The organism is Vibrio nigripulchritudo ATCC 27043 (assembly GCF_000222685.1).
Classification (GTDB): domain Bacteria; phylum Pseudomonadota; class Gammaproteobacteria; order Enterobacterales; family Vibrionaceae; genus Vibrio; species Vibrio nigripulchritudo.
Genome location: NZ_AFWJ01000001.1, coordinates 145476 through 157554, shown reverse-complemented (window position 1 = coordinate 157554; position 12079 = coordinate 145476). Strand labels below are relative to the sequence as shown.

General features: G+C 46.6%; 11 protein-coding genes. 3 read left to right on the top strand and 8 right to left on the bottom strand.

The window, feature by feature from the left end:
- Positions 1-39 precede the first annotated feature (39 nt).
- The 4 genes from RH89_RS00640 to RH89_RS00625 form a co-directional block, all read right to left on the bottom strand.
- Positions 40-1152 carry an ABC transporter ATP-binding protein gene (locus RH89_RS00640; RefSeq protein WP_004397861.1) on the bottom strand — a complete coding sequence of 371 codons (1113 nt, stop codon included), beginning with the start codon at positions 1150-1152 and terminating at the stop codon, positions 40-42.
- A 2-nt stretch (positions 1153-1154) separates the two neighbouring features.
- Positions 1155-1997, bottom strand: coding sequence for a carbohydrate ABC transporter permease (locus RH89_RS00635; RefSeq protein ID WP_004397860.1), 843 nt, complete (start codon positions 1995-1997; stop codon positions 1155-1157).
- Positions 1998-2006: 9 nt separating this feature from the next.
- The gene (locus tag RH89_RS00630; protein WP_004397859.1) at positions 2007-2939 is read right to left on the bottom strand and encodes a carbohydrate ABC transporter permease; all 933 of its coding nucleotides are present in this window, start codon (positions 2937-2939) and stop codon (positions 2007-2009) included.
- 74 nt (positions 2940-3013) lie between these two features.
- Positions 3014-4228, bottom strand: a complete 1215-nt coding sequence (locus RH89_RS00625) for an ABC transporter substrate-binding protein (protein WP_004397858.1) — start codon at positions 4226-4228, stop codon at positions 3014-3016.
- Positions 4229-4465: 237 nt separating this feature from the next.
- Between RH89_RS00625 and RH89_RS00620 the strand changes: the two genes are divergently transcribed.
- Both RH89_RS00620 and RH89_RS00615 read left to right on the top strand, forming a co-directional pair.
- Positions 4466-5539 (top strand): ROK family transcriptional regulator, encoded by a 1074-nt coding sequence (locus tag RH89_RS00620; protein ID WP_004397857.1) that lies wholly within the window; start codon positions 4466-4468, stop codon positions 5537-5539.
- Between the two features lie 11 nt (positions 5540-5550).
- Positions 5551-7320 (top strand): family 20 glycosylhydrolase, encoded by a 1770-nt coding sequence (locus RH89_RS00615; RefSeq protein WP_004397856.1) that lies wholly within the window; start codon positions 5551-5553, stop codon positions 7318-7320.
- Between the two features lie 71 nt (positions 7321-7391).
- Here the strand turns inward: RH89_RS00615 and yaaA are convergent, their stop codons facing one another.
- On the bottom strand, positions 7392-8168 hold the full coding sequence (yaaA, locus tag RH89_RS00610) for a peroxide stress protein YaaA (protein WP_004397855.1): 777 nt from the start codon (positions 8166-8168) through the stop codon (positions 7392-7394).
- Between the two features lie 99 nt (positions 8169-8267).
- Positions 8268-9704: an alanine/glycine:cation symporter family protein gene (locus tag RH89_RS00605; protein WP_004397854.1), complete on the bottom strand. Its 1437-nt coding sequence runs from the start codon at positions 9702-9704 to the stop codon at positions 8268-8270.
- A gap of 713 nt (positions 9705-10417) precedes the next feature.
- On the opposite strand from RH89_RS00605, the gene RH89_RS00600 reads away from it, so the two are divergent.
- Positions 10418-10603 (top strand): DUF3545 family protein, encoded by a 186-nt coding sequence (locus RH89_RS00600; RefSeq protein WP_004397853.1) that lies wholly within the window; start codon positions 10418-10420, stop codon positions 10601-10603.
- Between the two features lie 67 nt (positions 10604-10670).
- On the opposite strand, the gene RH89_RS00595 is transcribed toward RH89_RS00600, so the two are convergent.
- Both RH89_RS00595 and ung read right to left on the bottom strand, forming a co-directional pair.
- Positions 10671-11222 carry a hemerythrin domain-containing protein gene (locus tag RH89_RS00595; RefSeq protein WP_004397852.1) on the bottom strand — a complete coding sequence of 184 codons (552 nt, stop codon included), beginning with the start codon at positions 11220-11222 and terminating at the stop codon, positions 10671-10673.
- Positions 11223-11297: 75 nt separating this feature from the next.
- Positions 11298-11975 carry a uracil-DNA glycosylase gene (gene ung / locus RH89_RS00590; RefSeq protein ID WP_004397850.1) on the bottom strand — a complete coding sequence of 226 codons (678 nt, stop codon included), beginning with the start codon at positions 11973-11975 and terminating at the stop codon, positions 11298-11300.
- Between the last annotated feature and the right edge of the window lie 104 nt (positions 11976-12079).

The following is a 12079-nucleotide window of genomic DNA, read 5'->3' as shown; positions in this document are numbered from 1 at the left end:
ATGGCGGCTTTATTATGACTTCAATCTGAAATGATGTTCTTACTTCGCCAATGGTAGCGCCTGCTGGTCGATGTCGAACAAATGGCAATACTGCTCTCTGAGTTCCACATGCAGAATCTGACCATTATCCAGCTTCAAGGACACCGCCTCTTCTCCATCCAGCATTAGGCTGAGCTTTTCAATGTCACCCGAATAGCAATGCACGTAAGACACTGCACCGAGATACTCCGCAACATTGATGGTCATAGGCACAATGCAACGTCCTTCTTCCACGTCGTCACGAACGGTTAAGTGCTCGGGGCGAATGCCCAGCGTGATGCGATCACCCGCAGACAGATGTTCGCCATTTCTTGGCAAGGTCAATGTGTAGTGATCAGCAATGCTGACAGTGGTTTGCGTTACGCTTGCCTCTAGCACGGTCACTGGAATGAAGTTCATTTTCGGCGAACCGATAAAGCCTGCGACAAACTGATTCTGTGGGTGGTAATACAGCTCCAGCGGCGGTCCCACCTGCTCAACACAACCATCTCTGAGCACCACAATTTTGTCTGCCAGTGTCATAGCTTCAACCTGATCGTGTGTGACATACACCATACTGGTTGCTAAGGTGCGGTGCAGCTCGGCGATCTGGATTCGCATATCGACCCTAAGCTCAGCATCGAGGTTAGACAAAGGCTCATCAAACAGAAACAGTTTAGGGTTACGCACAATTGCACGACCAATCGCCACGCGCTGGCGCTGCCCGCCCGACAGCTCTTTGGGTAAGCGGTCAAAGAGCTGGTCCAGTTTCAGCAACTTACCAGCATGATCGACTTTTTGTTTGATCTCTTCTTTGGGCTGCTTGTCGATAGACAGGGCAAACGACATGTTTTCACGCACTGTCATTTGTGGGTACAACGCATAAGACTGGAACACCATGGCAATCTCGCGATCGGCAGGCGCTTCATCGGTCACGTCTCGTCCGTCAATGAAAATCTCGCCCGATGTCGGTTCTTCCAGCCCGGAAATCATTCTCAGTAAAGTGGATTTACCACAGCCAGACGGTCCGACAAAGGTGACAAATTCTTTATCATTGATTTCAAGGTCGATGCCTTTAAGAACATCCACTTTTCCATACGATTTTTTGATGTTTTTGAGTACTACTTGAGCCATGGTTATTCCTTAATTCCACCTTGAGTCAAACCTTGAATAAAGGCTTTGGATGCCAGCAAGAATGCGATCAATGTTGGTGCCATCATGATGATTAGTCCTGCGAACATCATGTGCCACTGGATGGCAAATTCGTTCTGGAACTCCTGCAAACCCAATGTCAGTGGGTAGAGATCTCTGTCTTGCAAGAATAAGAGTGGGAAGATGTATTCGTTCCAGGCACTCACAAAGGAAAGCAGCGCCACCGTTGCGATTGCAGGCTTCACCAGTGGCAGCACAATGCGCCAGTAAATCTGGAATGGCAGAGCACCATCCACCCGTGCTGCCTGTTCTATTTCTGGTGACAAGTTCTTAAAGAAGGTACTGAGAATAAATACCGCCACCGGCATCATGCTCGCTGCCTGAACCAGAATGATACCCAGCAAAGAGTTGAGCAAATCTAAGCTTTGCACCACCACAAACAGAGGTGCCATTGCCAGACGAAGCGGGACAATCACTCCCAGCATAAACAAGATGAAAATCAGCTTGTTGCCTCTGAACTGAACCCGAGCCAGAACAAAGGCCACCATGGTACTGAACGCCACCGCCAGCACTACCGTACCTAAGCTGATGATCAGAGAGTTTAAGAAATAGCTGCTGAAATTCGCTTGTTCCCATGCACTGAGATAGTTCTCGAAATGCCATTCTTGCGGCATACCAAATGGCGAGCGAATCACCTGCCCCAGATTGCCTTTCACCGAGTTAATGAAGGCCAAACCAAACGGCAGGGCGACAATCAATGCCCATATCAGCAGTAGAAACTGTACAACGACCTGCTCAAGGGGTTTAAGTTTGAATATACGTTCCATGTCTTCCCCCTATCGATTACGCATGTTGCGCAGTGCCAAGTAAATCGACGCAGGTAAAATCAGAACAGATATCACCATACCTATTGCGGCTGCCATACCAAGGTCTGCGGTTCCTGAACCACCACTGGTTCCAAAGGCAGTTCGGTACTGGAACGTCCCCATAATGTCGGTAGAGTAATAAGGTCCTGCATCCGGTCCCATAAGAATCAACACGTATTCCGCATTATTAAACACGTCCACCATCGTCAAAATGGTAATCAGAACAAATGCTGGTGTGAGTACCGGAAATACCACGTGCTTAATGCACTGCCAGCGGTTTGCGCCATCCAGTACTGCCGCTTCTAGCAAGTCGGAGCGAACGCCAAGAATGGCAGACAAAATCAACATGATAGAAAAGCCCAGTTTTTGCCATGACTGAAACATGGCAATGGTTGGCAATGCCGAACTTTCATCCCCTAAGAACATCAGAGGCGCGGTAATGACATCCCAGTTCAGAAGAAGCTGATTCAGCGGACCACGAACATCAACAATAAGCTGCCCTAAGAACGCAACCGCTACGGCGGCCAGAGGGTAAGGCATAAAGAACAGCAACTTGTACCCGGCTTTACCTGCAGTATTCCAGCTCAGCAGCAAGGCGAAGGTTGTGCCTAAAATGAGGAAGACAGAGATACAAATCGCGAAAAAAAGTACGGTCTGGTAAAACGAATTCCACAGTTGCGTGCTCATGTAATCATCTGTCAGCAACTTAGTGAAATTGTCGAATCCAACGAAGGTGGCAGGACCTATGCCTGGCCAGTCAAAAAATGAAAGCACAAGAGTGCCGAATAAGGGCAAAAGATTAAAAACCCCATACAACAAGCAACCGGGAATCAGCAGCAACATGTACTGAATCTTTTCTTTCTGCTTGAAACTCAATCCTTTGGGGCGGGAAAACTCGGTCATACTGACTCCAGCGGTATGTAGGCGACCTGGTTATCAGGTCGCCGTCTTTCTTCTGTTTTTACAGATGTTGGCTTTTACAGATTTTTAGCTTTAAAGCCTTTTTCAATTTCACTCGACAGACCTTTGCTGTCGACTTTGCCTGCTAAGAACTTCTGGAAAGCAGGACCTACAACTTCCTCATACTGAACATTGAATGGACCTTTCCAGGTCAGGTGTGCCTGAGCTTGGTTAGACACAAACGTCGCCGCTTCAGCCTGATGAGCACCTTCGTATTTAATGCCGCTTGCGTAGGTTGATAACTCGCCCACGTGGTCAGCAAAAAGCTGCGCAAACTCTTTGGTTGCGGTATACGCCAGCAGTTTGTCTGCTGCGGCTTTTTTCTCACTGTTGGCATTCACCAAATACGCACCATCAGCAAAAGCATAGACCTTGCCACCTGCACCAGGGACTGGCATTAGACCCAAATTCGCATCCGGATTAGTCTGAGCAATGGTGGATAATGGCGACGTCGACCATAAGCCATCAATAATCATCGCTGAATCGCCAAGTGCCACGTTTGCACGCATACCGTTATAATCCTGAGCTGCCGCTGACGGGTTGATGTATGGTTTCCAGGTTGCAAATGTGTCCACAACTTTTTGGTAACCGCTGGCAGTAAACGGCTCGTCACGCGTGGCCACTTTCGCCATCTCATCGCCTGATAAGCCTGCTTCTAGACCCGCACTCATCATGGCAAGTGCCCAGCCAGCGCGTCCCGGTACTTCAAGAGGGGTAACACCTGCCGCTTTCAGCGTTTTCATGACCTGCTCAAACTCTTCCAGAGACTTCGGTTCTGTCAGGTTGTGCTTGTCGAAAATGTCCTTGTTGTAGATGATCTGAACGGTTTGAACAGCAAAAGGTACACCGTAGACCTTTCCGTCGGATCCCGTTGCAGCCCCAAGCGTTGCCGGAGAAATACCTGAGAGATCCACATCGCTGCCAACAGGTTTGATCACACCCGCTTTCGCGTATTGATCAATAAAAGAAGCACCCGGACGTCCCTGAAACAGATCAGGTCCACCGTCACTTTGTAAACCAAGGCGTAAACGAGAGTTGTAATCCACACCTTTAAAGACCTCGACTTTAATATCAACATCTTTCATGTTCTTTGAGACTGCTTCCCATAGAGGACGCTCCTGTTTGCGCCATGTCCATATGGTTAGGGTTTCTTCTGCAATAGCAGAGATGGGTAAAGCCACTGTAAATGCCGTAAGTGCAACCAGCGCTTTTACTCCTTTCTTAAACTTCATCGTTTTATCCTCTAGTTAGTTTACACAGGAAACTAACTATATAATCTAGGCGATTTTTTGTGCTATACAACGATCGTGATCACATTTAGTTAACAAAATTATCAACGAAAAATAAGAAAGGTCGTACGGATCATACTTCACTCAATCAAAGAAATTCGTTTACTTTTTATTCTTGATTCCTCAAATTGAAGTCGCTATAAAGAACATAATCATTTAGTTTCCATCATCAACTTAACTATGAAGCCTAGCCAAAACAGCAAGATTGTTAACTTATCCAGAGTGCTCGATTGTATCTGGCGTCATAACCGCATATCGCGGGTAGAGGTTGCCGAACAGCTGGGTTTGGATAAATCGACGATCACCAAAATTGTGAGTCTGCTTACTGAGAAAGATCTGATTTCAGAAGTCACGGCTAAACCCGCCAATAGCAAAGGCGGTCGTCCAAAAGTGTCTCTTTCACTTAACAGTGACATTGGAGTACTGGTTGGAATCGAACTGACCGACAGCGTGATCAATGTGTCAGTTGTGAATGTGGAGTGCCTGATCGTATACCGTACTATCATTCCATTTCAGCCAACCCGTGGGGTGATTTCAGAAATTGCACACGTTTTGACTCCTGTTCTGAAAGAAATTGAAGCCAAGTTCGACAACATTTTAGCTATCGGTATCGGGCTTCCTGGTCTTGTTGACCCTGAAAGCGGTCAGGTGTCGCTGTCGAACGCTCTGGAAATTGATAAGCCTCTGGCTCTGGTTGATCAATTGAGCCAGATTTTCGCGTACCCGATTTTCATCGACAACGATGCCAACTGCGCGGCGTGGGGTGAAATGATGCAGACCCGACGCGAACCGACGGACAATTTCCTGTACGTGCTGTTTACTTCACACCATAGGAACACTGACTCGGAACATTTGGGGATCGGTTTGGGGTTCGTCCTGAACAACGACTTGTTTTATGGTGACGACTTTTCTGCTGGTCAGTACAAAAGTGAGCTAGTGAATGGCAAAGAGTCTGCCGACCTGACCTTAATTCTTCAGGAGTTCGCTTCTTCGTTAGTGCTTTTGGGGCGTCTTATGAACATTCATCACCTAATCATTGGTGGTGAAGCGCAGCGTTATGGTGCGAATCTGGTTTCGTACATTGATCAAAAGCTTTCTAAAACTGATGGACCAAAAACCTGGAACCCTAACATCAGTTTCTCAACGCTTGGAACACAGGCTGTTTCAGCCGGTGCCGCAGCAATGGCCTGGCAAAAACTCATCACTAAAGACATTGCACTGTTTAGCGTCTTGCCCTCCCCTAGCCGTATTTAATCGAGGTCTGTATGGCAGATAAATGCCCATCTTTGTTTCCCGCTCCTAAATCTCTCACCTTTGAACAGGGCGAGCTGTTTATTCCTGGTCTTTCAAAGGGCATGATCCCAAAAGTCATGGGGGAGCGAATTTCATCACCCATGGTGGAATATCAGATGTGCAGTGACTTCAGTGATCAGGCATTTGGTATTCAGATCACCAGACAACTGGTTCTGATCCAATACAAAGATGAATCTGGGATCTTGTATGCCCATCACTTGATCAATCAGCTTGTGGATCAGTGCGCCTCTTCATTGCCATTTCTGACTTTGTTCGATCAGCCGGATTTTCCGCAACGCGGCATTATTCTGGACGTGAGCCGTGACAAGATCCCGACCATGGACACGCTGTTTGAATTGATCGACTTCTGGTCTTCTCTGCGGATCAACCAGTTACAGTTTTATACCGAGCACACTTTTGCTTACCAACAGCATCACACGGTCTGGCAGGACTACGATCCACTGACTCCGCAACAAATTCGGGCTCTGGATTATTACTGTAAAACCAAAGGCATCGAGCTTATTCCTAATCAGGCGACTTTTGGACATATGGAAAAGTGGCTATGTCATCCGGAATACACCTACTTAGCTGAACAGACGTCTGGTTTCTATGATCAACGAGGGGACTTTCGCCCAGAATCATTTGGCTTAAACCCTGTGTCGCCAGATGTACCTGGCTTTATTGCTGACCTGCTGGATGAACTGCTACCCAACTTTTCCAGTAAAACATTAAACATCAATTTTGATGAAACCATGGATTTAGGTGTAGATGGCAGCAAGGCGGAGTGTGAATCTCTCGGGCAGGGTCAGGTATACCTCAACTACCTCAATAAAGTGTTGGACCTGGCGCGCCAGCGCGGAATGTATTGTCAAATCTTCAGTGACATGTTGTTCCGCTATCCAGAAATCCTGCCTCACCTTCCTAAAGAGCTGGAACTGCTCAACTGGGGATACGAAGAAGACCATCCATACGACGAAGAACACGCCAGACTGGCTGAGTTTGGTTACCCTTTTCAGGTTGTGGTTTCAACCAATACGTTTGCTTCTGTAGCGGGGCGCTGGAAGTCGGCGCAAGTGCACATGAGACGCGCCGCTATTTCTGCGTTGAAGTACGGCGGTCAGGGGTATCAAATTTCTGAATGGGGCGACATGGGGCACGCCCAACAGTTTTCTTTCTCATTGCCCGCATACGTGTTCGGGGCAGCAATGGCCTGGGGAGAAGCCCAGCATCAGGACATTCCAATGAGCAAAATACTGGGCGCCTTCTGGGGTAAAGAATATCAAAGCCTGACAGATGCCTTATTAGAAGTTCAAGATGCGTATCTGGACTCTGGTGTCACTACCCCCAACTGCGCCTTTTATGGACCATTTGTGTTCGACCAGAAATCGCGTCGCCACATTCGCCGAGCACTGCTCGAAGACACAGAGAAGATGCAGCAAAGCATCATGTCGTTGACTGAAATGGAAAGCAAGTTAGGCGGGGAACGGGAAAGTACGCTGAAAAGTGAATTACTGTGGACGCTTAAAACCATGAAACTGGCCACTGAAATCGCTATTGGATACGCACAAAATCAGTGCCGTGAAGTGGAGAGTTTCCCCAATTCGCTCAAACGAAAGCTGGTTAGAATGGTGGCTGATATCGAGTCGGAATATGCCATTCTCTGGCAGGAAAAGTTCCGTCTTGGAGGCTGCAAGCAGAGTATGGCGCGCCTTCAATATCTCAGACAGCTGCTTTCTCAGTAACCTGAACTCGGATTCAATACTAAAAAGCCCCAACGGTTTTCACCGTTGGGGCTTTCTAATAACCAGTTGAATCAGTTTTGCTCTTCGCGCTTAAAGACAAGTTCTGTTGCCGTGGATTCTGCTTCGTCAAAGTAGTAGCCAGCAGTGTCAAATTTGGTTAACGCTTCTACTGAATCCACTTTATTCTGAATGATGTAGCGAGCCATCATGCCGCGCGCTTTCTTAGCGAAGAAACTGATCACCTTATACTGACCATTCTTACAATCTTTAAAGATTGGCGTGATGATAGTGCCATCCACGTTTTTCGCTTTCACAGCCTTAAAGTACTCATTAGATGCCAGGTTAACCAATACGTTATCACCCTGCTCTTCAAGTGCTTTGTTAACTTCATCAGTGATGATATTGCCCCAGAACTGGTAAAGGTTAGTACCGCGCTCGTTTCCAAGCTTAGTACCCATTTCCAATCGGTAAGGCTGCATCAGATCCAGTGGCTTTAACAACCCGTAAAGACCGGATAGCATTCTCAGGTGCGACTGAGCATAATCAAGCTCTTCTTCGGAGAAAGACTGTGCCTCTAGCCCTGTATACACATCGCCTTTGAACGCCAGAATCGCCTGACGCGCATTATCGGTAGTGAAGGTTTCACTCCACTCTTCAAACCTTGCTGCATTTAGCCCTGCAATTTTATCGCTCACTTTCATCAAACCTGAAATGTCTGCAGGCGTAAGCTTTCGACATTCCTTGATAAGCTCAGCACTGTGCTCAACCAGTGTTGGTTGCGTAAAGCGCTCTGTCGCAAGCGGTGATTCGTAATCCAGTGTTTTTGCAGGTGATACAACGATAAGCATGACTTTTACTCTGTTTGGCTGTTTTTATGTAGTAAGCATATAAAAAAAGCCATGCTAAGTCAGCATGGCTTTTCCAATCGTATCGATTAGCGATGTCTATTATTTAGTCGCTTTGTCTTTGTTGTCCCAGATACCATCTTCAAGCTGAGATTGCAGCTCTGGGTAATCTTTTACATCAAAGGTAGGCACTTTGCCTGCTTTCAACTGTTTGTTGTAGTCCTTTGCCAGCTTCACAACGATGCCAGACAGCAACAGGATGGCTACAAGGTTCACAATCGCCATTAAGCCCATGGACACATCTGCCAAGCCCCAAACGGTTGGAAGTGTTGCCATTGAACCAAACATCACCATACCCAGAACAATCAGACGGAATAGGATCAAGCCCTGCTTGCGATTATGCTCAAGGAAAATCAGGTTGGTTTCCGCGTAAGAGTAGTTTGCGATGATGGATGTAAAAGCGAAGAAGAAAATCGCTACGGCAACAAAGATGCCACCCCATTCACCTACCTGGCTGCTCAATGCACGCTGAGTCAGCTCGATACCAGTAATTTCACCGTGAGGTACATACTCACCAGACATTAGGATAATCGCGACGGTCGCAGAACAGATAACGATGGTATCGGTAAATACACCCAGCATTTGCACGTACCCCTGAGAGGCTGGATGCGGCGGATAAGGCGTAGCAGACGCTGCTGCGTTAGGTGCAGAACCCATACCGGCTTCGTTCGAGAACAGACCACGCTTGATACCTTGAATCATCGCCTGTGCAATCGCGTAACCCAAACCACCAGCAGCCGCTTCTTGCAGGCCAAATGCGCTCTTGAAGATCAGAGACAGCACGGCTGGGATTTTTTCAAGGTTAGTCAGCATGACAAATAACGCCAACACAAGGTACGCCAGAGCCATAACAGGAACGATTAGCTCAGCAGTGCGGGCAATCTTGCGCAGACCACCAAAAATGATGAACGCTGAAATCACGACAAGCGCAATACCGACGAATTTAGCTTCAACACCAAATGCCGTTTGCATGGCACCTGCAATGGAGTTTGCCTGTACCGCGTTGAACACCAGACCAAACGCGATGATGAGGAAAATAGAGAACAACACGCCCATCCAGCGCATGCCCAGACCTTTTTCCATGTAGTAAGCCGGACCACCACGGTAGTTGCCGTCGGCATCACGGGTTTTGTATAGCTGTGCAAGGGTACTTTCGGCAAACGATGTTGCCATACCTAGCATGGCAATGAGCCACATCCAGAAAATGGCACCAGGACCACCCGCCGTCAGTGCAACCGCCACACCGGCCATGTTACCAGTACCAACACGCGCAGCCAGAGAGGTACAAAGTGCTTGGAAAGAAGAGATACCCGCTGCGTCTGACTTTCGGCTGTTCTTCAAAACGGAGAACATGTGACCAAAGTGTCTAAACTGAATGAAACCCAGGCGCAATGTGAAGTAAACACCCACGCCGACAAGTAGATAAACCAGAATCGATCCCCAAAGAAGATCGTTCATCAAATGAATTAAATCTGCCACGATAACCTCGCATAGAGTTATGACAACGACACAGCATAGCGCTGTGCTCCCATTTTCAGTACAGAATGAGAGGAATGGATTCCTCATTGTTGTATTTTTTGCTCTGTACTGCCTCTGCTCTTTTCACCGATTCTCGTCAGATGAATGTCAGAGTGATTATTTTGACCGCGAGGATAATGCAGACCTGCATCGCAAAAATCAATATGCAATCAGTTTCATTTATTTGTTATTTTTCACTATATTTGCACGAACTATTAACACAACAAACAACATATATCGCACAACAACCATACAAAGCACCTAAAAATTATTTACAAAAAACGTATCCACTAAAGGTCAAATTCTGCGTGCCACAAATATAGCGCAACCCTTTGCGTAGCGAGCTTTTCGGCAATTTCACCAATGAACAACCATTCATCACCCACCAATATTTTTTTGCCGCGAACAAATTATGACTCGCATATTCACCCTTGTGACCAACGAGGACGCTTCTTTAACATAAATAAATGTCAGAAATTTGCTTTATTTGATGCTGATCGCGCGTTTTTTGTACATTGAAATTGCGCGCAAATTGTGAATTTACGCAGGGTTTCTCATAAAACCTTCATAAAAGAGAAACAAATGAGAAACACATCAAGGTTATTCTGCAGCCAATTATGTTACTTAAAAGTCTCCAATTAGGAGTCTTTATAACAAGAAAAGAGAGGTCGCATATGGATGGCTTTCAACTCGAAGATATCATGGCTATGGATGGTCAGCAGACACGCTCTACACGCTCTAAGCCAGCTAAAAGGAAATGGCGTGAAATAGAAGCGATTAAGGACAGACAACGCTTGCAACGTGAACTTATGGAGATGGATGTTTGTAACGAGTACGACTTAGACGACATCGATTTATAACTTAAAAGGCACCTTTCGGTGCCTTTTTCGTTTTTGTCTAATAGGGTCATGGCTCTAAGCCGTGGTCCTAGATTGCTTCATATTTGGTTTGCCGGACTCTGGCGGCAAGCTGACGGTATTGATCGGCAATCGTATCACCAAATACCGGGTCTTCATCATCGTGAAGCCACTGGTTTTCGACGACTCTCCAGTCCTCCGCCGTAAATGTCTTAGCGATTTGCGGTAAGACTTCCCTTTCTTCCAATTCCAGGTGGTTTTTCTGCCGGGAAATGAAGTCTTCCAGTTGATCCGCAAACATATCGAGAGGGATAACGGCATCGTGCAGAATCATCTCAACAGTATTTTGAAAGGCTTCTGTTACTTCAGACAGAGCTACGTGCTCTTGCTCTAAATCATCAATCTGCTGTTGCTGACCGTAATGCTTGGCATAGTGCAAATACAGAATATCTTCTTTTGGGTGATGAACGGCTTGAGAGTGATCCGCTAGGTAATCGGTGATCTCTTTGATTAGGCTGTAGTTAATGGGCTTTTCGTTTTTCAGCTGTTCCAGTTTTCCATTTAGGATCGCCAACAAACGTACCATATAACCATGTTCTCGCCTTATTCTTTCTATAATCATGGCTTCCTTCCTCTTTTTTTCCTCAATTTCAGTCTAGGAACGAGAAAAGAAGCCTTCATTGATATTGATTAAAAATTAGTCAGAAATTGGTTGCCAGTTTATCGGTTTGTGACTTTGACCTAGGAGAATCTCGTTAGCTTTAGAGAAGTGCCCGCATCCAAAAAAGCCTCGGTGTGCGGAAAGTGGAGACGGATGGGGAGCAGCAAGAACATGATGCTTATTTCTATCTATCATTTTGCCTTTTTTCTGGGCATGCGAACCCCAGAGTAAGAATACGACACCTTCTCGGTGCTGATTAACGGCTTCAATGACGCGATCGGTAAACGTTTCCCAACCTGTTTTTGAATGCGAATGCGCTTTCCCCTGCTCTACCGTGAGTACGGTATTGAGCATAAGAACGCCCTGCTCCGCCCAGCTTTTCAAGTAACCATGATTTGGGATTTCAAAACTCTGGATATCCTGAGCCAGCTCTTTGTACATATTGACTAATGAAGGTGGCGGCTTAATCCCGGGTAAAACAGAAAAGCAAAGACCATGCGCCTGATTCGGACCATGGTAAGGATCCTGCCCCAACAAAACGACTTTCACATCTTGAAATTCGGTAAATCGGAAAGCGTTAAAGACATCGCTCTCTGGTGGATAAATCACCTTGCCATTGGCACGTTCCTGACGAACAAACTGCATAGTGTCGGCAAAATAAGGCTGTTCTTTTTCTCCGCCAATTACGTCGTGCCAAGTCAGTGACTCGCTCATAGTATCCTCGCTGTCTTTTCAAGATTAGGGACTAAAGACCCTAGATATCAGCTTGATATTCTATCGAAAAGTACAGCGAGGTGACCATACCCATGCCACAGTTT